This is a genomic window from Allobosea minatitlanensis (assembly GCF_964020775.1).
In genome coordinates, this window is record NZ_OZ224509.1 from 4,061,679 (window position 1) to 4,080,564 (window position 18,886).

25 protein-coding genes are annotated in these 18,886 nt (G+C 65.4%); 22 read left to right on the plus strand and 3 right to left on the minus strand.

The window, feature by feature from the left end; translation table 11 throughout:
• The 6 genes from ACWH43_RS19955 (at window position 1) to ACWH43_RS19980 (ending at window position 4,384) form a co-directional block, all read left to right on the plus strand.
• Complete coding sequence (locus ACWH43_RS19955) at window positions 1–510, plus strand: phage portal protein (protein ID WP_260349166.1); 510 nt, start codon at window positions 1–3, stop codon at window positions 508–510.
• A gap of 63 nt (window positions 511–573) precedes the next feature.
• On the plus strand, window positions 574–1,890 hold the full coding sequence (locus ACWH43_RS19960; RefSeq protein ID WP_260349165.1) for a S49 family peptidase: 1,317 nt from the start codon (window positions 574–576) through the stop codon (window positions 1,888–1,890).
• A 17-nt stretch (window positions 1,891–1,907) separates the two neighbouring features.
• Window positions 1,908–2,297 (plus strand): head decoration protein, encoded by a 390-nt coding sequence (locus ACWH43_RS19965; RefSeq protein WP_260349164.1) that lies wholly within the window; start codon window positions 1,908–1,910, stop codon window positions 2,295–2,297.
• Window positions 2,298–2,391: 94 nt separating this feature from the next.
• Window positions 2,392–3,414, plus strand: coding sequence for a major capsid protein (locus tag ACWH43_RS19970; RefSeq protein ID WP_260349163.1), 1,023 nt, complete (start codon window positions 2,392–2,394; stop codon window positions 3,412–3,414).
• Window positions 3,414–3,731, plus strand: a complete 318-nt coding sequence (locus ACWH43_RS19975; RefSeq protein ID WP_260349162.1) for a head-tail joining protein — start codon at window positions 3,414–3,416, stop codon at window positions 3,729–3,731. The genes ACWH43_RS19970 and ACWH43_RS19975 overlap by 1 nt, the downstream gene beginning before the upstream one ends.
• Window positions 3,728–4,384 carry a DUF6441 family protein gene (locus tag ACWH43_RS19980; RefSeq protein WP_260349161.1) on the plus strand — a complete coding sequence of 219 codons (657 nt, stop codon included), beginning with the start codon at window positions 3,728–3,730 and terminating at the stop codon, window positions 4,382–4,384. The genes ACWH43_RS19975 and ACWH43_RS19980 overlap by 4 nt, the downstream gene beginning before the upstream one ends.
• A gap of 22 nt (window positions 4,385–4,406) precedes the next feature.
• Here ACWH43_RS19980 and ACWH43_RS19985 read toward each other — a convergent pair whose 3' ends face one another.
• Window positions 4,407–4,607, minus strand: a complete 201-nt coding sequence (locus ACWH43_RS19985) for a GDCCVxC domain-containing (seleno)protein (RefSeq protein WP_276200037.1) — start codon at window positions 4,605–4,607, stop codon at window positions 4,407–4,409.
• A gap of 234 nt (window positions 4,608–4,841) precedes the next feature.
• Here ACWH43_RS19985 and ACWH43_RS19990 point away from each other — a divergent pair, with 234 nt between their 5' ends.
• The 6 genes from ACWH43_RS19990 to ACWH43_RS20015 all read left to right on the plus strand — a co-directional run bounded on the left by ACWH43_RS19990 (window position 4,842) and on the right by ACWH43_RS20015 (window position 7,544).
• A complete protein-coding gene (locus ACWH43_RS19990) occupies window positions 4,842–5,090 on the plus strand; it encodes a type II toxin-antitoxin system ParD family antitoxin (RefSeq protein WP_260349160.1) in 249 nt (82 codons plus the stop codon).
• An 8-nt stretch (window positions 5,091–5,098) separates the two neighbouring features.
• Window positions 5,099–5,443: a type II toxin-antitoxin system RelE/ParE family toxin gene (locus ACWH43_RS19995; RefSeq protein WP_260349159.1), complete on the plus strand. Its 345-nt coding sequence runs from the start codon at window positions 5,099–5,101 to the stop codon at window positions 5,441–5,443.
• Between the two features lie 32 nt (window positions 5,444–5,475).
• Window positions 5,476–5,895 (plus strand): hypothetical protein, encoded by a 420-nt coding sequence (locus ACWH43_RS20000; RefSeq protein ID WP_260349158.1) that lies wholly within the window; start codon window positions 5,476–5,478, stop codon window positions 5,893–5,895.
• A gap of 25 nt (window positions 5,896–5,920) precedes the next feature.
• Window positions 5,921–6,865 (plus strand): phage tail tube protein, encoded by a 945-nt coding sequence (locus ACWH43_RS20005; protein ID WP_260349157.1) that lies wholly within the window; start codon window positions 5,921–5,923, stop codon window positions 6,863–6,865.
• A 2-nt stretch (window positions 6,866–6,867) separates the two neighbouring features.
• Entirely contained in the window at window positions 6,868–7,305 is a 438-nt protein-coding gene (locus tag ACWH43_RS20010; protein WP_260349156.1) for a hypothetical protein, read from the plus strand.
• 80 nt (window positions 7,306–7,385) lie between these two features.
• Window positions 7,386–7,544 (plus strand): DUF7697 family protein, encoded by a 159-nt coding sequence (locus ACWH43_RS20015; RefSeq protein ID WP_169507165.1) that lies wholly within the window; start codon window positions 7,386–7,388, stop codon window positions 7,542–7,544.
• 43 nt (window positions 7,545–7,587) lie between these two features.
• Here the strand turns inward: ACWH43_RS20015 and ACWH43_RS20020 are convergent, their stop codons facing one another.
• On the minus strand, window positions 7,588–7,788 hold the full coding sequence (locus tag ACWH43_RS20020) for a hypothetical protein (RefSeq protein WP_053239919.1): 201 nt from the start codon (window positions 7,786–7,788) through the stop codon (window positions 7,588–7,590).
• Between the two features lie 72 nt (window positions 7,789–7,860).
• Window positions 7,861–8,073 (minus strand): AbrB/MazE/SpoVT family DNA-binding domain-containing protein, encoded by a 213-nt coding sequence (locus tag ACWH43_RS20025; protein ID WP_260349155.1) that lies wholly within the window; start codon window positions 8,071–8,073, stop codon window positions 7,861–7,863.
• Window positions 8,074–8,140: 67 nt separating this feature from the next.
• Between ACWH43_RS20025 and ACWH43_RS20030 the strand changes: the two genes are divergently transcribed.
• From ACWH43_RS20030 to ACWH43_RS20075, 10 genes are read left to right on the plus strand one after another with little or no spacing between them, the layout of a single operon-like run.
• The gene (locus ACWH43_RS20030) at window positions 8,141–10,315 is read left to right on the plus strand and encodes a tape measure protein (RefSeq protein ID WP_260349154.1); all 2,175 of its coding nucleotides are present in this window, start codon (window positions 8,141–8,143) and stop codon (window positions 10,313–10,315) included.
• 9 nt (window positions 10,316–10,324) lie between these two features.
• A complete protein-coding gene (locus ACWH43_RS20035; protein WP_260349153.1) occupies window positions 10,325–10,951 on the plus strand; it encodes a DUF2460 domain-containing protein in 627 nt (208 codons plus the stop codon).
• Window positions 10,948–11,295 carry a hypothetical protein gene (locus ACWH43_RS20040; protein ID WP_260349152.1) on the plus strand — a complete coding sequence of 116 codons (348 nt, stop codon included), beginning with the start codon at window positions 10,948–10,950 and terminating at the stop codon, window positions 11,293–11,295. The genes ACWH43_RS20035 and ACWH43_RS20040 overlap by 4 nt, the downstream gene beginning before the upstream one ends.
• Window positions 11,288–11,419, plus strand: a complete 132-nt coding sequence (locus ACWH43_RS20045) for a hypothetical protein (RefSeq protein ID WP_260349151.1) — start codon at window positions 11,288–11,290, stop codon at window positions 11,417–11,419. The genes ACWH43_RS20040 and ACWH43_RS20045 overlap by 8 nt, the downstream gene beginning before the upstream one ends.
• Before the next feature lie 4 nt (window positions 11,420–11,423).
• Window positions 11,424–12,173, plus strand: a complete 750-nt coding sequence (locus tag ACWH43_RS20050) for a glycoside hydrolase family 108 protein (protein WP_260349150.1) — start codon at window positions 11,424–11,426, stop codon at window positions 12,171–12,173.
• On the plus strand, window positions 12,170–12,694 hold the full coding sequence (locus ACWH43_RS20055; RefSeq protein ID WP_260349149.1) for a hypothetical protein: 525 nt from the start codon (window positions 12,170–12,172) through the stop codon (window positions 12,692–12,694). Before ACWH43_RS20050 ends, ACWH43_RS20055 begins: the two co-directional genes overlap by 4 nt.
• A gap of 16 nt (window positions 12,695–12,710) precedes the next feature.
• Window positions 12,711–13,595 carry a DUF2163 domain-containing protein gene (locus ACWH43_RS20060; RefSeq protein ID WP_260349148.1) on the plus strand — a complete coding sequence of 295 codons (885 nt, stop codon included), beginning with the start codon at window positions 12,711–12,713 and terminating at the stop codon, window positions 13,593–13,595.
• Complete coding sequence (locus ACWH43_RS20065; RefSeq protein WP_260349147.1) at window positions 13,592–14,068, plus strand: NlpC/P60 family protein; 477 nt, start codon at window positions 13,592–13,594, stop codon at window positions 14,066–14,068. The genes ACWH43_RS20060 and ACWH43_RS20065 overlap by 4 nt, the downstream gene beginning before the upstream one ends.
• 3 nt (window positions 14,069–14,071) lie before the next feature.
• Window positions 14,072–18,049 (plus strand): baseplate multidomain protein megatron, encoded by a 3,978-nt coding sequence (locus ACWH43_RS20070; RefSeq protein WP_260349145.1) that lies wholly within the window; start codon window positions 14,072–14,074, stop codon window positions 18,047–18,049.
• Between the two features lie 15 nt (window positions 18,050–18,064).
• A complete protein-coding gene (locus ACWH43_RS20075; RefSeq protein WP_260349143.1) occupies window positions 18,065–18,871 on the plus strand; it encodes a DUF2793 domain-containing protein in 807 nt (268 codons plus the stop codon).
• Window positions 18,872–18,886: the final 15 nt, after the last annotated feature.

The window sequence follows — 18,886 nt, forward strand, 5'->3', positions numbered from 1 at the left end:
GTGCTGGAATCGATCACACGGTGGCGCCGCCGCATCGGCGCTCTGGTGGGCGGCTTTGAAGCGGGACAGGGAAGCCGAAGGCTGCGGCACTTCCAGCCGAGCCGGGCGCATCTCAACACGCTGATTGCCGCCGCCGGCGCCGACATCACCGCGCGCGCCCGATGGCTGGTCCGCAACAACGGCTATGCGGCGAACGCCATCGAGAGTTGGGCCGGCAATGTGGTGGGCGACGGCATCAAACCGTCGTCCCTGATCGCCGATGCCGAACTCAAGGCGCGCGTGCAGCGCCTCTGGCTCGACTGGACCGACGACAGCGACGCCGAGGGGTTCACCGATTTCTATGGCCAGCAGCGGCGCGCCGCGCGCGAGGTATTCATCGCCGGTGAAGTGTTCTTCCGCTTCCGTCCGCGCCGGCCCGATGACGGGCTCATGGTGCCGCTGCAGCTGCAGATGATCCCCTCCGAGATGCTGCCGCTCAGCCGCAACGAGCATCCGACCCGAGGCTGCTGACCGATGCTCAAGAGGCAGCACCAGCGGACAACCAGGCGAACGTCGCCGCCGACTGAGGTTTCCATGACGCGATTGAATCCGCTGCTCACCCGGCTCGGCGGCCGGCCCTTGGCGATCGCCCCGCGAGCGCTCGACGGCCTGCTCGCCGCCGGCCCAATGCTCGATACACGCCAGGCCATGCTTCCGGCCCGCGATGCGCCGCAGGTGGCGAGCCATTCCGTTACCGGTCCCGGCATCGCCGTGGTGCCGATCCTCGGGCCATTGGTGACGCGTGGCGACTGGCTCACCGGTTTTCTGGGCGCCAGCGACTATGGCGAGATCGCTTTTGCGGTGGAGGCCGCGCTGGCCGATCCAGCTGCGCGGGCCGTGTTGCTGGAACTGGACTCGCCAGGCGGTGAGGTCGGCGGTCTCTTCGATCTGGTCGATCGCCTCGTGTCCTTGCGCGAAGCCGCGCAGAAGCCACTCTGGGCTGTCGCGAGCGAAAGCGCGCTGTCGGCTGCCTTTGCCATCGCCAGCGTGGCGGACCGCCTTTACGTCACCCGGACGGCGGAGGTCGGATCCATCGGCGTCGTGGCCATCCATGTCGACGAGAGCATCGCCGACGTCATGGCCGGCCTCAAATGGACGCTCGTTCACGCGGGCGATCGCAAGATCGAGGGCAATGCCCACGAGCCGCTTTCGGATACGGCGTTGTCGGCGATCCAGGCGGATGTCGACGCGCTCCATGCCGACCTCGTCACCCTGGTGGCGCGCAACCGGAACATGAGCCCCGGCGCTGTCCACGCGACGCAGGCCGCGATCTATCGGGGCCAGCGGGGCATCGACGCCGGCCTTGCCGACCAAGTCGGCACCGTCGGCCACGCACTTGCCGATCTCACCCGGATGCTCGACCCGCCACGCCTGATCAGGGGTGCTTCGCAGAGCGCCCGCAGTCGTCAACCTCCAAGGAGAAAGACCGCAATGACAGTAGAACCCGACCTCAACCCGACTGCCGAAGACGCGGCTGTCGAGGAGACGAACGCGTCCGATCCGGAAACTCTCGGAACGCCGCAACCAGCGGCGCCCGCCGCGCCGCCGGAGGCGACGGAGGCGCAGACGGATCAAACGGCCGAGCGGCTGCGCGCCGAATATGCGGAGATCGCCGCCATCGCCGCCCAAGGGGCCCGGCTGGGCGTCGCAATCGACGCCGCCGACGCCATGGCGAAGGGGATTGCGCCGCACGCGCTGCGAAGCTCCATCCTCGACGCCCTCGCAGCACGCGCCGAGGCGAGCTCTGTCGTCGCCGTGGCGCCGTCACCGGCCGGCTCGCCGGCCTCGAACGGCGGCGAAAGCCCCATCGTGCGTCGTGCGCGTGAGCGCGCCTCGGCCAACCGCAGCTGACGACAAGGAGGATCATCATGACTGTTCTCACCATGTCGCCGACCCTCGGCGACCTGCTCAAATACGAGCTCAATGCGAGCTACTGCCGCGAGGCTGTGACCCTCAAGGCTGGCACGAACTACGCGCTCGGATCCGTCCTCGGCCGGATCACCGCCTCGGGCAAGTACCGCCTGTCGCCGGACGCCGAGGTCGTCGGAGACGAGGGTGCGGAGGTCGCAACGGCCGTCCTGATCGAGGCGGTCGACGCGACGGCCGGCGATAGGACCGGCCTCATGGTTGCCCGAGGCCCGGCGATCGTCTCCAAGGCGGCGCTCGTCTTCGACGCCTCCGTCGATGACGCGGCCAAGACGACCGTCAAGCACACCGAGCTGAGCTCTGCCGGTATCGTGCCGCGCGACACCGCCTGATCCGCGCTCGTCAGATCCAATCCGTCACCGGCTCCGAGGCGTCCGCCTTCGGGGTCTTTTTCATGCCCGTCGCATCCCAAGGAGACCCGACATCATGGTCGCCATGATCAACCCGTTCGACGCGGGCGGCTACTCGCTCGCCGAGATGACCCAGGCCATCAACATCCTGCCCAACGTTTACACCCGGCTCGGCCAGATGGGCCTGTTCCGCTTCGAGGGCGTCACACAGCGCTCCGTCGTCATCGAGCAGGCGGAAGGCGTGCTAAACCTCCTGCCGACCGTGCCGCTCGGCGGTCCCGCCACCGTCGCCAACCGCGACACGCGCTCGATGCGTTCCTTCACGGTGCCGTGGATTCCCCACGACGACGTGATCACGCCCCAGGACATCCAGGGCGTGCGCGGTTTCGGCGTCGCCGACGCGGCCGACCCGCTCGCCACCGTCATGGAGCGCAAGCTCACTCGCATGCGGGTCAAGCACGCCCAGACCCGCGAGTACATGGAGGTCAATGCGTTGCGCGGCATCGTCAAGGACGGCGCCGGCACCACGCTCTACAACTACTTCACCGAGTTCGGGCTTTCCCAGCAGGCGGTCGATTTCGTGCTCGGCACCGCCGGTACCAACGTCCAGGCCAAGGTGCGTGAGGTGCTGCGCAAGGTCGAGACGGAACTCAAGGGCGAGACCATGACCGGCGTGTTGGCGCTCGTCAGCCCTGAGTTCTTCGACAAGCTGATCGGCCACGCCAAGGTCGAGGACGCCTACAAGTACTATGCCTCGACCGGCGCCCAACCGCTCCGCGAAGATACGCGCCGGCGCTTCCCCTTCGCCGGCATCATGTTCGAGGAGTACAACGCCACTGTCACCCTCTCCACCGGCGAAACCGAGACGCTGATCCCAGCGAGCGAGGGCATCGCGTTCCCGCTCGGCACCCTCGACACCTTCGTGACCTACGGCGCGCCGGCGAACCTGATCGAGACAGTCAACACCGTCGGCCTGCCGATCTATGCCCGGCAGATCGCACGTCACGACGGTAGCGCCATTGAGGTCAAGACCGAGGCCTCGACCCTACCGGTCAACAAGCGCCCGCGGCTCGCGGTGCGCATCCACACGAGCAACTGATGGGTATGAGCGCCTTCGCGAAGGCGATCGACGACCTGTTCGGCGATCCGAATATCGGCAGAGATGCGGTCTATACGCCCGATGGCGGATCGGCCGTGCCCGTGCGCATCATTGCCCGACGTGCGGACGAGATCACTGGCTTCGGTGAGGCGCGGCTATGGTCGGAAACCACCCGCGTCGATCTTCGCCTCGCCGAGGTCCCGAACCCGCGTGCTGGCGACCGGATCGAGATCGATGGTGACACCTTCATCATTCAGGGCGAGCCGGTGCGTGATCGCGAGCGGCTCGTCTGGACTTTGGATCTCCGCTCCGCATGAAACTCGGCATCAGGATTGTCGGCGATATCGCCCGGACAATGGAGGCGGAAACCCGCGCCGGCCAAAAGGCGGTCACCGCCGCCATGCGCAAAGCTGGCGCCGGTCTCAAGTCCGCCTGGCGCGCACAAATTACCGGTGCGGGTCTCGGGTCTCGGCTCGCCCGCACCATTCGCTCCGAGCAGTATCCGAAAGGTCGGCAGAGTCTCAACGCGGCAGCGCTGGTCTGGTCGAAAGCACCAGTGATTGTTGGTGCGCACGACACCGGCCCACTGATCCGCTCCAAGAACGGGTTTTGGCTGGCGATCCCGATGCCGGTAGCGGGCAAATCATCTCGTGGTGGCCGCGTCACGCCTGGCGCGTGGGAGCGTCGCACCGGCATGCGCCTGCGCTTCGTCTATCGCCGCACCGGTCCGAGCCTGCTGGTCGCCGACAATGTTCGCGTCAGCAAGGCGGGCCGTGTCCGCGAAAACATCACCCGGCACAAGGATGGTCGCGTCTCGAGTCGGCTGCAAGGTCGCGCCACCGCCGTGATCTTCTTGCTGGTGCCGCAGGTGAAGCTGCCGAAACGCCTCGATCTGGCGCGCGATGCGCGTGCGGTGGAGAATGCCCTGCCGGGGATGATCGTGGCGAATTGGACGGAAACGCGTTCCTGAGCGGCTCGATCCAGTCAGGCTATCAACTGCAGCATCCTTTATGGGCCTGGATCGGCGGACAGGGTACCGTGCCGTAGGAGCAGAAAACGCAGCAATCACCCGGTTTTGGTTTGAGGAGCGTGCCGCAGCCCTTGCACTCGTAAAACCACTGGCAGGCATCCGTCGGCATGGTCTCGTTTTGCGAATGCCCGCAATGCGGACAGGTAATCGTGCTATCAAGAATCGGCGCCCGGCATTCGGTGTGCAGGCGATTAGCCTCGGCCTCGATCCGCGCGCGGCGGGCCGGGTCGAGCCTGGCGAGCTTGTCCTGAAGGCTGCGTACCATGACCATCATCCTTTCCACGGTGCCACGCCAATATGGATCGGGGGGGCCTGGCACCACAAACCTGCATTTGGCCAGCGGTCGACATTCATGGGACATTGGCATATATTGCCAATATCCTTGATGGAGACACGCATGGCCACCCGCAACGTCGTTCTTACCGACACTCAATCTGCTCTGGTCGACCGGCTGGTGGCGTCGGGGCGCTATCAGAATGCCTCCGAAGCCCTGCGGGCGGGGTTGCGTCTTCTCGAAAGGGAGGAGGCGGAGTTCAGCGAATTGCAGGCAAGGTTGCGTGACGGGCTGGACCAGGCCCGGCGTGGTGATCTGGCCGAGGGGAGCGGTGAGGATGCGATCCGGCGTGCCTTCACTTCCGCGCGCTAATCGTCCTGATGCCGAAACCCTGGCGCCTGACGCGACAGGCGGAAACATCGCTCGTCGAAATCGCTCGCTGGACGCATGAGACCTTCGGTCCGCGACAGGCTGCCGCCTACGAGGAAGACCTGATCGCACGTTGCGTGATGATCGCGGCGGGCACGGCTATGTCGCAGGACTGCCGCCGCCTCATCAATCCGGACCTGCCCGAGGATCTGCGTTTCACGCGAGCGGGTCAGCATTTCGTCATTTTCGTCGAGGACGCCGATCAGGTGATCATCGTCGATTTCCTGCACGGCCGCTCGGATTTGCCGCGGCGGCTCGCGGCCCTTACGGAACCGAAGCCCGACAGGGATCACTGACGCCGGGCTGGTCCCGGCGAACCGGGACCATCATGCCCACCACCCGCGAAACCATCCTCGCCGCGCTACACGCGCAGCTTTCAATGTTGCCAGCCACCGTGCTGCGCGGCGAGGTGCTGCCCGAGCGTGTACCTGCGGCAGGGCTATTGATTTTGCGTGATGGCGATCCGGGTGAGCCGGAGACGACGCTGTCGCCACTCATCTACCATTATCAGCACCGGGCCGAGATCGAGGCCGTCGTGCAGGGCGCGGGCCGCGATGCGGCGTTTGATGCGCTGTGCGCCAGCATTGGTGCGGCGATTGCCGGCGACCGCACGCTCGGGGGACTGTGCGACTGGATCGAGGCGGAAGCGCCGCAGCCGGTCGATCTGCCCATCGAGGGCGCGGCCGCCCTGAAAGCCGCCATGATCCCGGTGGTGCTGCACTATTCGACGGCCGACCCGCTCGGTTGATCCCGACAATCCGAGGAGAAACACCATGGCACGAGCCCAAGGGGCGCGGGCGCGAATGGCGCTCGCGTTTGAGACGATTTATGGCACCCCGCCGGCGAGCGGTTTCAGCCGCATGCCATTCGCCAGCACGACGCTCGGAGTGGAACAGCCGCTGCTCAATTCCGAGCTCTTGGGCTATGGCCGCGATCCGCTGGCGCCGGTCAAGGATGCGGTGACCGCCGATGGCGACGTCGTGGTGCCGATCGATGCGCAAGCCTTCGGCTTCTGGCTGAAGGCGGCGTTTGGTGCGCCGACGACGACGGGGACGGCACCGGGGCCCTTCACCCACACTTTCCAATCCGGATCCTGGACCTTGCCGTCGATGGCAATCGAGACCGGAATGCCTGAGGTGCCGCGATATGCACTCTATTCCGGCGCAGTGCTCGATCAACTGACCTGGCAAATGCAGCGCTCTGGCTTGCTGACCGCAACGGCGCGGCTGGTGGCACAGGGCGAGACGATCAACACCACGTCACAGGCCGGCACGCCCGCGGAGCTGGATCTCATCCGCTTCGGGCACTTCAACGGCGCGATCAAGCGCAACGGCACCGCTTTGGGCAACGTGATCTCGACCGAGATCACCTATGCCAACAATCTCGACCGCATCGAGACTATCCGTGCCGACGGCATGATCGATGGCGCCGATCCGTCGATTGCGGCGCTCACCGGCCGTACCGAGGTCCGCTTTGCCGACTCGACATTGGTGACACAGGCGATCAACGGCGCTCCTTGCGAGCTGGAGTTTTCATACACACTCATCTCTGGCGAAAGCCTGACCTTCACGGCGCACGCGGTCTATCTGCCGCGGCCCCGCCTGGAAATTTCCGGGCCGCAGGGCGTGCAGGCATCGTTCGATTGGCAGGCGGCGCGCGACGCCACGCTCGGACGCATGTGCACCGCCGTGCTCATCAATGACGTGGAGGACTACTGACCATGATCCGTCTCGACCTTTCCACTGAGCCGAAATGGCTCGACCTTGGATCTGGCCTGCGCCTCCTTGTTCTGCCGGTGACCACCGCCACCATGGTCGCGGCCCGCAACGATCCGACAGTCGAATCTTTGCCCAAGGACGCCAGCCAGGAGCAGATGGCGGTGGTCATGGCCAAGGCGGTTGCGCGCCGCATAGTGACCGATTGGGAGGGCGTCGGCGATCAGAGCGGCATGCCGATGTCGGTCACACCGGAAGGTATCGATGCGCTCCTCGACATCTGGCCGGTGTTCGAGGCGTTCCAGACCCGCTGTCTCGCGCCGTATCTGATGCTGGATGCGGAAAAAAACGCCTCATCGCCCTTGCCGAATGGCACTTCGGCGGGGGCGAGGCCTACTGCGCAGCCTGCGAAAGCCTGTGCGAAGATTGCCCGGCGCGGCTGAACTCTCCGGAAACTCCGGAGGGTTGGCAGGTCTGGGATCTCGTCCAGCGCCTGACTGGACAATTGCGTGTGGTTGGCGGCATGGGCGCCACGGTCGTCATCGGCTGGGACATGAACGCTGCCTTAGCCATGGCGCGCGCACTCGGTGTCAGTCCGCTGATTGCCGCCGAATGTCTGTCCGAGATCGAGGCGGTGATGGTGCGCAAGCTCAACGAACAGATGGCGGCCGAGCGCGCCTGATCAGATACGACTGTTGCACGCCGGCCTGTCAGGACTTGCGGCATTACCCCCGGTTCAGGCGCCTGCTCTTCTTCCTGCCAATGCTGCCGTCAGACGCGGATTGCGACTGACCGGTATCAGCCCGGATCGCCTGGACGTCCGGTTCCGACAGTTCGATTTCGTGGACCGTGGCCATCCGCTCACCACGCACATGCGCCAGCGCCTCCTTCAGGCCCTGTTCGATGCTCTTGAAAGCTTCGCTCATGTCATCTTCCTCCAGGTTGCCAGACGCATATGTCAATGACGCACAGGCAAAGCCTTGTTGGGAATTTGGCGGTCAGAACCGATCCGACCGATCCCGGCAATCGGTCGCTTCAGCACCCTTTGCGATCCCGGCAAGTGAACTCTGTTCCGGCACCGGTATCAGCAGAATGCCAGTTCCCTTTGGCATGAGTGCGAAGACCTGACAGACCTTCCAGCCCCGCGCAGCGCGGAGGGCCTCGGGGATCTGGATCTCAAATTTGGCGGACAAGGTGACGATCTCGGACATGACTCAAGTTTCCGCGGATCGGCACCGTCACGCAAGGCGTGTCTCCGTCTGACAGGAAGATTGACCCATGGCCGAAAAACGCGTCTCCGTCCGGCTCGTTGCCGAGGGCGGCCGGCTGGTCAGGTCCGAGTTCGAGGGCATTGGCGAGGCTGGCGAGAAGAGCTTCAAGCGCATCGAAAAGCAGGCCGATATCACCGGCAAGGTGGTGAGCCGGGTCATGGGCGTGCTCGGCGCTGCGATCAGCGTCCAGCAACTCGTCACCTACACCAATACCTGGACCGACCTGCGCTCGCGGGTCGATCTCGCCACCGGATCGCAGGAACGCGGTGCCGCCGTCATGGAGCGGCTGGCGTCCATGGCACGGCGGACCTATTCGAGCATCACGCAAACAACGGAGTCATGGCTCGCCAATGCCACTGCGCTGCGCGAGCTCGGGCTTTCCACCAAGGAGAGCCTGGATTTCACCGAGGCGCTCAACAACGCCATGGTGGTGTCGGGCGCCAAGGCGGATCGCGCGACTTCGGTGCAGAACGCGCTGTCGAAGGCGATGGCGCTCGGCAAGCTGTCCGGTGAGAACCTCAACACCGTGATCGCCAGCGGCGGCCGGATCGCCGAGCTGTTGGCGGCGGAGCTCAAGGTCAACGTCAATCAGCTACGCACTCTCGGCGCGGAAGGTGACATCACCGGCGATGTGATCCGGCGTGCGTTGCTCGGCAATCTCGAGCGCCTGCGCAAGGAAGCCGACGCGATGCCGGCCACCATTGGCGATGCTTTTACGCTTTTGGGGAATGCGGCGCTGCAGCTGGTGGGCCGCTGGGACAAGATGGCGGGAACGTCCGCCGCCGTCGCAGCCGCAATCATCATGCTCGCCGACAATCTCGAGCACCTTGCCGCCATCGGCATCGCTTTCGCCGGCTTCATCGCCGGGCGCTGGGTCGCGGCCTTCGTTGCAGCGCGGATTGCCACCTTCAGCCTGTCGGGTGCGCTGGCGTTGCTGCGCGGCGCCATCATCCGCACCGGCATCGGCGCGCTGATCGTCGGCGCCGGCGAGCTCATCTACTGGTTCGGGCAGTTGGTGAAAGGCGCCGGCGGTTTTGGCGCCGCGCTCGAGCTGATGGGCAATCTGGCACGGGCCGTCTGGGACGGCATCAAGGCGACCGCCAGCTCGTTTGTCGATGATTTCCGGGCGATCACAGCCAGTGTCGAGCAGCTCTGGCTCAAGCTGATGGCGTACCTCACCAACAAGTGGGCCGACTTTCTCGGCAGCATCGGTCCGACCTTCAACAAGGTGGCCGAGACCCTCGGTGCTGAGACGCGGATCGACTGGTTCGGGGCAAAGTCCTATTCCTCGATGCTCGATCATGCCGCCAGCAATGCCGGCGTGACGGCCGATCGCTATCGTGAGCGTGCGACGGATACGCGGGCGCACGCCTTCGATGCCGTCGGCCCCGCGGCACAAGCGCTGGGCGATGCGGTGCGCAAGGTGGACAGCGCGGCCGCACTCGACGATGCCGCCAATGCGGCTGGCCGTGTCACCAATGCGCTCGATGCATCAGCGGACGCTGCGAAGAAGGCCGGCAAGGCGAACAAGAAGGCTGCTGAAGAAGCAGTCACAGGCTGGGCAGCGGTGGTCAAGAGCCTGGCCGATTATGCGGAGAAGGCCCGCGAGATCGGTGCCGATGTCGGCAAGGCGCTGGTCGACGCGTTCAAGAGCGCGGAGGATGCAGTCGGCGAGTTCGTCAAGACCGGCAAGCTGAAGTTCGGTGACCTGGTCACCTCGCTCATCGCCGATCTCGCCAAGCTCGCGGCACGGCGCTTCATCCTCGGCCCGATTGCGAATGCGCTGTCCGGCGTGCTGGGCAGTCTTGGCGGCAGTCTTTTTGGCGCCCCCGGCCCGGTTGCGGCAGCCGCGGGACTTTTTGGCTCACCGATCTACCACAGCGGTGGCATCGTCGGCGCACCCGGCCCCAGCCGCATGGTGCCGGCCATGACCTTCGCCGCGGCACCGCGCCTGCATGCCGGCGGCTGGGCGGGTCTGCGGCCCGACGAAGTACCAGCCATCCTGCAGCGCGGAGAGCGCGTGCTGTCGAAGCGCGAGGCATCAACCTCGGCACACGGCGTATCCGCTCCGGCCGTCAACGTCACCATCACGACCCGCGATGCGGAAAGCTTTCGGCAATCGCGCACGCAGGTGGCCGCCGATATCGCCCGCGCCGTGTCGCTCGGCCGGCGTGGGCTCTGAGGCTCCAACATGGCGTTCCACGAGGTCCGGTTTCCGGACGATATTTCGCGTGGTGCGCGCGGCGGACCGCAGCGTCGCACCCAGATCGTCGAGCTGGCTTCCGGCGACGAGGAGCGCAACGCCAGCTGGGCCAGCTCTCGCCGCCGTTATGATGTCGCCTACGGTATCCGTCGCGCCGACGATCTGGCCGCAGTGGTCGCCTTCTTCGAGGCGCGCAACGGCCGACTGCATGGCTTTCGCTTCAAGGATTGGGCCGATTACAAGTCCTGCCTGCCGTCGCAGATCCCCGCCGCCACTGATCAGGCGATCGGCACTGGTGACGCCAGCACCAAAACATTCCAGCTGGTGAAGCGCTACGCCTCCGGCGCGCAGGCATGGGTACGCATCATTACCAAGCCTGTTGCCGGCAGCGTAGCGATCGCGCTGAACGGCACGCCAACGTCCTCCGGCTGGTCGGTCGATGCGGCCACCGGTCTCGTCACCTTCGTATCCGCACCTGCTTCCGGCGTCGCTATCACCGCCGGCTTCGCGTTCGACGTGCCGGTTCGCTTCGACACCGACACGCTCGACGTCACGCTCGATCTCGAGCGGCTCGGCTCGATCACCTCCATTCCCCTCGTGGAGATCCGACGATGAATGATGAACCCGGCTTCATCACCGCGGTGCTGCGCGACCTTGCGGCATCGACGGCGGTGATCCTCGCCGTCTGGGGTGCGCTTGGTGGCGCCACCAACGCGCTGACCACCAAGATGCATTTGCGCGATGCGCTGCGCCACATCCTGCTCGGCGGCATCATCGCCGCCGGCATGGGCAGCCTGTCGATGGCGCTGGTCACGCGATGGCTCGGCCTGCCGTCGGAGGCGATCCCGGCGGGAGGCGCGGCAGGCTCCGCCGCCTATCTGGTCGGCGTCTTCGGACCTGCCTTCATCGAGATGACGTTGGCGCGCCTTCGCAACAAGGGAGGCGACCGCGATGCGTGAGCTCTTGCGCCTGGCCCGCCAGCTTCGCTGCGACAGCCCCGATCCGCGAGAGGCGTTCGCCCATCGCATGCGCATCGGGGTGGTGGTCGCTCTCTTCATCCTGATCGCTTACCTGCTGAGGTAACTCTATGCACGCCAACTTCCAGAACTGCCTGGCGGTGACGCTGGGCTACGAGGGCGGCTGGTCGGATCATCCCTCCGATCCCGGCGGCGCCACCATGAAGGGCATCACGCTCGCCTCCTATCGCCGCTTCAAACCGGGTGCGACCAAGACCGAGCTGCGCAACATCGCGAACGAGACTGTCGCGAAGATCTACCGCGCCGACTACTGGGACAAGGTCGGCGGTGATCGCCTTGCGGTCGGTGTCGACCTTGCCACCTTCGATGCCGGTGTGAACTCCGGTCCTGGGCGCGCCAGACAATGGCTGATGACCTCAATCGGCGGCCCGGACCACGACACGGTCAAACTCGTCTGCGCCAAACGTCTCGGCTTCATGCGCTCGCTCGCCATCTGGGACACCTTTGGCAACGGCTGGTCGAAACGTGTCGCTGGCATCGAGGCCAAGGGCGTCGCCTGGGCGCTGGCGCAATCGATGGGTCCGATTCAAGTCCGTGAGCAGTTGGCGAAGGAAGCGACAACCGCGACCGCCACCTCGAACAAGCAAACCGCAGGCGCCAGTGCGGCCGGCACCGCGACCACGGCCGGTGGCAGCGACGCGCTCTTCAACCCGGATCATGTCGACCAGATCGCCGGCTGGGTGCTCGGCGGACTGCTGAGCGCCGGCGTGCTGGTCGCCGTCATCCTCATCATTCGCGCCATCATCCACCGTCAACGCGCGTCAGCCTACGCCATCGAGGCAGGAAGGATCATGTCATGAGTGCCATTCTCGCCTCGATCCTGATCGACGTTGCGGCAAGGGTCGGCGCGCCGATCGTCAAGAGCCTGCTGGAAAAGCATGTCGGTGGCACCGCCGGCGAGATTGGCGGCATGGTCATCGACGCCATTGCCGGCAAGGCCGGCGTGCCACCAGACGATCTCCGCTCAGTCCCGAGCAAGGATCTGGAAGCGGCCGTGGCCGCTGCCGAGGTCGACGCGCCGCAGCTCGTCGCGGCATGGGTCGGACAGCAGCGCGAAGCCAACAGGCTGATGCTGGCCGAGATGAGCAAGGGGCGACCCTGGTGGACCTGGGGCTGGCGACCAGCGTGGATGTGGTTCCTCGGCTTTCTGTTCCTGTTCCGTCTGGTGCTGGTGCCGTTGGCCGACGCAGTCTTTGGCTCCCGCATCGCAGCGACCGTCGACCTTTCCACCATGATGACGCTGACCGCCTGGTTCATGGGCCTCTACATGGGTGGCCACACGGTTAAAGACGCGCTTGCCAAGTGGGCCGAGCGGTCATGATGGCCGGTGATCGACCATGAAATCCCTCTCGTCCGCTCTGCAGGCCCATCTCGACGAGGGCACGACGACGCTTTCCTGGTGCTGGCGCATCACTCGCGCAGATGGTGCCGTGTTCGGCTTCACCGATCATGACCGCACGGTTGCCTTTGACGGCACCGAATTCGAGCCGGAAAGCGGATTGACGGCGTCAGAAGTGCGTGCGGGCTCGGACCTTGCCGTCGATGCGCAGGAAGCGCAAGGCGTGCTGTCGTCCGACCGCATCACCGAGACCGATATCCTTGATGGCCGTTGGGACAATGCCGAGGTCGAGCTCTGGCGGGTCAACTGGGCCGACACCTCGCAACGTGTGCTCATACGCCGCGGCGCCATCGGTCAGATCCGGCGCGGCCGGCTCGCCTTTGTCGCCGAGATGCGGAGCCAGGCGCATGTGCTGGGTCAGACTGTCGGCCGCATGTTCCAAGCGACCTGCGACGCAGAGCTCGGCGACGCCCGTTGCCGTATCAACCTGGATGCGTCGGCCTTCAAAGGTACCGGTGCGGTCATCGATCTGCTGCGCGATCGTGCTTTCACGGCATCGGGGCTTGGTGGCTTTGCCGCAGGCTGGTTTGCCTTCGGCACGGTGACATGGACCAGCGGCGTCAATGCAGGGCGACGCGCAGAGGTGTTGTCGCATGATCTCGTCGACGGCATCGCGATCCTGACGCTGCTCGAGGCGCCGGTGCGGCCGATTGCCGAGGGCGATGCCTTCGTCATCCGTGCCGGCTGCGACAAGCGCATCGCGACCTGCCATGCGAAATTCGCCAACGTCGCGAACTTCCGCGGCTTCCCGCACATCCCCGGTCAGGACGCGGTGCTGCGCTATGCAACGCGCGACGGTGCCCACGATGGAGCGGTGCTGTGAAGCCGGCTACGCCGAAACGTGTGATCGCTGTCGCGCGCACCTGGCTCGGCACACCGTATCACGACCAGGCAAGCCTCAAGGGTGTCGGTTGCGACTGCCTCGGCCTCGCCCGTGGTGTCTGGCGCGAGGTGGTGGGTGACGAGCCCTTCATCATCCCGCCCTACAGTCGCGACTGGGGCGAGACCGGTCCGCGCGAGGTGCTGGCCGAGGGCGCCCGCGGCGCCATGATCGAGATTGCACCAGAACATGCCGGTGCTGGCGCGCTGGTACTGTTTCGCATGGCGCCGCGCGCCATCGCCAAACATGTTGGCATTCTGACCAGCGCCGACAGCTTCCTTCATGCCTATGAGCGGCTCGGCGTGATCGAGCAGCCGCTGACCTTGCCCTGGCGACGGCGTATCGCCTTCGCTTTTCTGTTTCCGCGGCCGGCCCTTGTCCTGCGCAAGAAGGCCCGGCGCAAGACAAGGTCCTGATCCATGGCCGCTCTCGTTCTCGGTGTTGCCGGTGCCGCCATTGGCGGCAGCATCGGCGGCACCATCCTCGGCGTCAGTGCCGCCACCATCGGCGGCTTTGTCGGCGCCGCCGCAGGCTCTATGGTCGACAGCTGGATCGTCTCCTCGCTCGCGCCTACCCAGCGTATCGAAGGTGCGCGCCTCGACAGCCTGCGCCTGACCTCGTCGACCGAAGGCGCCGTCATTCCCCGGCTCTATGGCCGCATGCGCATCGGCGGCAACATCATCTGGGCCACGGATTTTCGTGAGGAGAGCAGAACCACCACGCAAGGTGGCGGCAAGGGATTTTCGATGGGCGGTGGTGGCGCCAAGGTGCAGACCACCGAATATCTCTATTACGCGAGCTTTGCGGTCGCGCTCTGTGAAGGCCCGATCACCGGCATCGGCCGCATCTGGGCCGACGGCAAGCTTCTTGATCCTGCAGGCGTCGCCTGGCGCTGGTATCCCGGCGACGAAAGCCAGACCGCTGACCCCTTCATTGCCGCCAGGATGGGCGCCGCCGATACGCCTTCCTATCGCGGCACGGCTTACGTTGTGTTCGAGGAACTGCCGCTCGCCAATTACGGCAACCGTCTGCCGCAGCTCTCCTTCGAGGTGTTTCGGCCGCTCGCCGATCCCGACACCGCCGAAGGACTGATTCGCGCCGTCACCATGATCCCAGCCTCGGGCGAGTTCACTTACGCGACGCAAGGCATCCGCCATGGCAGCGCCTGGACGCAGATGCCGGCCAACCTCAACGCGCTCTCCGACACCGCCGACATGGTGGTGGCGCTCGATCATCTGCAGGCGACGATGCCTGCAATCGAAAGCGTCAGTCTTGTCGTCGCCTGGTTCGGCAACGATCTGCGCGCCGGCAATTGCCAGATCAGGCCGGGCGTGGAGTTGGCGTCGAAGCTGACCTTCCCGAAGACCTGGACTGTCAATGGTGTGCCGCGCGCCAACGCCCATCTCGTCAGCCGCGATGCCGAGAACCGCCCGGTCTATGGCGGCACACCGGCCGACTTTGCCGTCGTGCAGGCGATCCGCGAGATGAAGGCGCGTGGCCTGCGGGTTACCCTTTATCCCTTCATCCTGATGGATGTGCCGCCTCACAACAGCCTGCCGAACCCGTATTCCGACAACGCCAGCGAGGCCGGTCAGCCGGCATTCCCCTGGCGTGGCCGGATCACCTGTTCGCCGGCAGCCGGTTATGCGGGAAGCGTCGACAAGACCGCTGCCGCCGCTTCGCAAGTGGCAGCCTTCTTCGGCACGGCGACTCCGGCCCAGTTTGTCGCGTTCGGAGAGACAGTGCTCTGGACCGGCCCCACCGGCGAATGGGGCCTGCGCCGCATGGTGCTGCACTACGCCCAGCTCGCCAAATTGGCCGGCGGCGTCGATACCTTCATCATCGGCTCGGAGATGCGTGGGCTCACCACGATCCGCTCCGGCGCATCCACCTATCCGGTCGTCGCGGCATTGAAGAGCCTTGCCGCAGATGTCCGGTCGATCCTCGGTGTCGGCACCAAGGTCGGCTATGCGGCCGACTGGAGCGAGTATTTCGGGCATCAGCCGGCGGACGGCAGCGGCGATGTTGTCTTCCACCTCGATCCGCTGTGGGCCGATAGCAACGTCGACTTCATCGGCATCGACAACTACATGCCGCTCTCCGATTGGCGCGATGGCTTCGATCATCTTGACGCACAAGCCGGCTGGCCCGCGATCTACGACCGCGCCTATCTGCAGACGAACATCGCAGGCGGCGAAGGTTTTGACTGGTTCTACGCCTCCGATGCCGACCGGGTGAACCAGACCCGCACGCCGATCACCGATGGCGCCGCTGGCAAACCGTGGGTGTTTCGCACCAAGGATCTGCGCTCATGGTGGTCGAATGCGCATTACGACCGTCCGGGCGGGGTGGAGAGTCCGACGCCGACAGCGTGGGTGCCGCAATCCAAACCGATCCGCTTCACCGAGCTCGGTTGCCCGGCCATCGACCGCGGCACCAACCAGCCCAATGTCTTCGTCGATCCGAAGTCGGCGGAAAGCGAGGTGCCGTATTTCTCGCGCGGCTGGCGCGACGATGCCATCCAGCGCGCCTATCTGGAAGCAACGTATCTGTGGTGGAGCGATCCGGCCAACAATCCGATCTCGGCCATCTCAGGTGGCCGCATGGTTCATGTGCCCGAATGCGCCGCCTGGACCTGGGATGCGCGACCCTATCCGTTCTTTCCCGAGCTGACCGACGTCTGGACCGATGGAGAGAACTGGCGGCTCGGCCACTGGCTGACCGGTCGTCTCGGCGCGGTCTCGCTCGCCGCCCTCGTGCGACATCTGTGTCGGTGCGCCGGCATGCGAGATGAGCGTATCGATGTCTCAGGGCTGTGGGGCGCCGTCGAGGGCTATGTCATCGGCGCGCTGGAGAGCCCGCGGTCGTCGATCGCGAACCTTGCCCGTCACTTCGGCTTCGATGCCGTCGAGAGCGAAGGCAGGATTCGCTTTGTCATGCGCGGCCGGGCTCCCACGACCACTATCACCGTCGACACCATGGTCGCGGTCGATCAGAACGAGGTTCTGGAGCTGATTCGCAGCCAGGAGACCGAACTGCCCCAGGCGCTCAAATGGCAGGTAGCGCGCGCCGACGAGGATTACGATGCGGCGATCGTCGAAGCCCGCCGCATCACCGTTGAAGCATCCCGCATTTCCTCCGAGACCTTTCCGTTTGCGGTGCCGCCCGAAGAAGCCGAACGCCGTTGCCGCCGTGCGCTGATGGAAGCCTGGACCGGGCGTGAGAGCGCCGTCTTCCGGCTGCCGCCATCGCGGTTGGCGCTCGATCCGGCCGACGTGATCCGGCTCGACCATGATGGCCGCGAGATCGATTTCCGTCTGGTGTCGGTCGCCGATGCCGAATCCCGTTCCATTGAGGCGATCCGCCAGGATCGGCAGGATTACGACCTGCCGCCTGGTGCGGCACGGCCGTCGACGCTCTCCAAAACCATCGTCTTCGGCGCGCCGGAGGTGGTGTTCCTCGACCTGCCGCAACTGACGGAAGCGCATATCCCGCATCATCCGCTGATCGCCGCGCAGGCACAACCATGGCCGGGGCAACTGGCGGTGTTCCGCAGCCCCGGCAATGACGGCTACGAGCTGGTCACTGCCGTCAGCACCCGTGCCCGCATCGGCGCACTGACGAATGATCTGTGGTCCGGACCGGTCTCGCGCTTCGACCATGGCAACGTCATGATCGTCGATCTCGTCTCCGGCACGCTCGAAAGCGTCACCGATATTGCGCTCCTCGGCGGCGCCAATGCGCTTGCAGTGGAAAGCGCACCAGGTATCTGGGAGGTCTTGCAAGCAGGATCGGCCGAACTGATCGCGCCGGGCCGCTACCGGCTGACGCGGCTGTTGCGCGGTCAGCGCGGCACCGAAGGCGCGATGGCCGATCCGGTGCCGGCGGGTGCGCGCGTGGTGGTGCTCGACAGCATGCTCGCCGACCTGCCGGTCACTGAGGCCAATCTCGGCATGGCGATGAACTGGCGCATCGGCCCGGCCTCAAAACCTGTCAGCGACGAGACCTATGTGGCACAGACCTTCACGCCCGAGGGTGTTGGGCTCCTGCCCTTCGCGCCGGTCCATGTCGAACAACCATGGCGCAAGGCGCGCGTGCCTGGTGATCTCACCATTCGCTGGGTGCGTCGGGATCGATCGCTCGCCGCAGACAGTTGGAATGCCGTTGAAATCCCGATGAGCGAGGCCAGCGAATCCTGGCAGGTCGAGATTCTCGACGGCGCAACCGCCAAGCGGTCCTTGACCACTGCCACCACCAGCGTGGTCTACAGCGCAGCCGACCAGAGCGCCGACTGGGGCGCACCACTCGGACTGGGTTCCTCCCTTGACGTCCGCATTGCCCAGATCGGGCAGACGTTTGGCGCTGGTGCTGCGCTCACTACTACCCTCTGGTTCTGATCATCGGAGACACCCATGTCCGACACAACAGTGCATCTGGCGCTGCCCTTCATTATGGCCGCGCAGGCTCAGAAGCACGTTACTCATAATGAGGCGCTGCGCGTCCTCGATGGCGTCGTGCAATTGTCGGTCAAGGATCGCGACCTGGCGGCGCCACCCGGCAGTCCCTATGACGGCGATCGCTACATCGTCGGCTCGGGCGCAACCGGTGCATGGGCCGGCTGGGACCTCAATGTCGCGCTCTGGACCGATGGCGCCTGGCTGCGTCTGCCGCCACGCGCCGGCTGGCTTGCATGGATCGAGGACGAAAGCCTGCTGCTGGCCTTCAACGGCTCCAGCTGGATTGATACGACGCCCGACGCACTTCAGAACCTTGCCCTGCTGGGCGTGGGCACCACAGCGGACGCGTCGAACCCGTTCTCGGCGAAACTCAACGCGGCGCTCTGGACCGCGAAATCGATCGCCGAGGGCGGCACCGGCGATCTATTCTACACCATGAACAAGGAGGCCGCCGGCCGCGATCTCGGCCTCACGCTGCAGACTGGCTACGTCACCAAGGCCCTGGTCGGCCTGTTCGGTTCGGACAGGTTCCGCCTGGCGGTCTCGGCCGACGGCAGCACCTTCTTCGATGGCTTGCCGATTTCTCTCCGGACCCGTGGACTTTGGAGCAGACGATACGGAGCTTGCAACGCATTGAAATGTAGCGCCTTTCATCAAGCCTGGCTCTCGGTACCATTTCGTTCAAACAAACGACGAGGAATAATGGCGGCCGTGAACGCACCAATTGAATTCTCCGGGGAGTTTCGGAGCGCCGCTCGGTAAAGTGCAGGGTCTACA

Bases quoted from the DNA above. Each gene is read 5' to 3' on its own strand.
- ACWH43_RS20010 (WP_260349156.1), top strand. From the start codon at position 6,868: ATGATCCGTCTCGACCTTTCCACTGAGCCGAAATGGCTCGACCTTGGA.
- ACWH43_RS19965 (WP_260349164.1), top strand. From the start codon at position 1,908: ATGACTGTTCTCACCATGTCGCCGACCCTCGGCGACCTGCTCAAATAC.
- ACWH43_RS20000 (WP_260349158.1), top strand. From the start codon at position 5,476: ATGCCCACCACCCGCGAAACCATCCTCGCCGCGCTACACGCGCAGCTT.
- ACWH43_RS20055 (WP_260349149.1), top strand. From the start codon at position 12,170: ATGAGTGCCATTCTCGCCTCGATCCTGATCGACGTTGCGGCAAGGGTC.
- ACWH43_RS20075 (WP_260349143.1), top strand. From the start codon at position 18,065: ATGTCCGACACAACAGTGCATCTGGCGCTGCCCTTCATTATGGCCGCG.
- ACWH43_RS19960 (WP_260349165.1), top strand. From the start codon at position 574: ATGACGCGATTGAATCCGCTGCTCACCCGGCTCGGCGGCCGGCCCTTG.
- ACWH43_RS20015 (WP_169507165.1), top strand. From the start codon at position 7,386: ATGGGCGCCACGGTCGTCATCGGCTGGGACATGAACGCTGCCTTAGCC.
- ACWH43_RS20040 (WP_260349152.1), top strand. From the start codon at position 10,948: ATGAATGATGAACCCGGCTTCATCACCGCGGTGCTGCGCGACCTTGCG.
- ACWH43_RS20025 (WP_260349155.1), bottom strand. From the start codon at position 8,073: ATGTCCGAGATCGTCACCTTGTCCGCCAAATTTGAGATCCAGATCCCC.
- ACWH43_RS19995 (WP_260349159.1), top strand. From the start codon at position 5,099: ATGCCGAAACCCTGGCGCCTGACGCGACAGGCGGAAACATCGCTCGTC.
- ACWH43_RS19975 (WP_260349162.1), top strand. From the start codon at position 3,414: ATGGGTATGAGCGCCTTCGCGAAGGCGATCGACGACCTGTTCGGCGAT.
- ACWH43_RS19980 (WP_260349161.1), top strand. From the start codon at position 3,728: ATGAAACTCGGCATCAGGATTGTCGGCGATATCGCCCGGACAATGGAG.
- ACWH43_RS20045 (WP_260349151.1), top strand. From the start codon at position 11,288: ATGCGTGAGCTCTTGCGCCTGGCCCGCCAGCTTCGCTGCGACAGCCCC.
- ACWH43_RS20030 (WP_260349154.1), top strand. From the start codon at position 8,141: ATGGCCGAAAAACGCGTCTCCGTCCGGCTCGTTGCCGAGGGCGGCCGG.
- ACWH43_RS19970 (WP_260349163.1), top strand. From the start codon at position 2,392: ATGGTCGCCATGATCAACCCGTTCGACGCGGGCGGCTACTCGCTCGCC.
- ACWH43_RS20050 (WP_260349150.1), top strand. From the start codon at position 11,424: ATGCACGCCAACTTCCAGAACTGCCTGGCGGTGACGCTGGGCTACGAG.
- ACWH43_RS20070 (WP_260349145.1), top strand. From the start codon at position 14,072: ATGGCCGCTCTCGTTCTCGGTGTTGCCGGTGCCGCCATTGGCGGCAGC.
- ACWH43_RS20005 (WP_260349157.1), top strand. From the start codon at position 5,921: ATGGCACGAGCCCAAGGGGCGCGGGCGCGAATGGCGCTCGCGTTTGAG.
- ACWH43_RS20020 (WP_053239919.1), bottom strand. From the start codon at position 7,788: ATGAGCGAAGCTTTCAAGAGCATCGAACAGGGCCTGAAGGAGGCGCTG.
- ACWH43_RS19990 (WP_260349160.1), top strand. From the start codon at position 4,842: ATGGCCACCCGCAACGTCGTTCTTACCGACACTCAATCTGCTCTGGTC.
- ACWH43_RS20060 (WP_260349148.1), top strand. From the start codon at position 12,711: ATGAAATCCCTCTCGTCCGCTCTGCAGGCCCATCTCGACGAGGGCACG.
- ACWH43_RS20035 (WP_260349153.1), top strand. From the start codon at position 10,325: ATGGCGTTCCACGAGGTCCGGTTTCCGGACGATATTTCGCGTGGTGCG.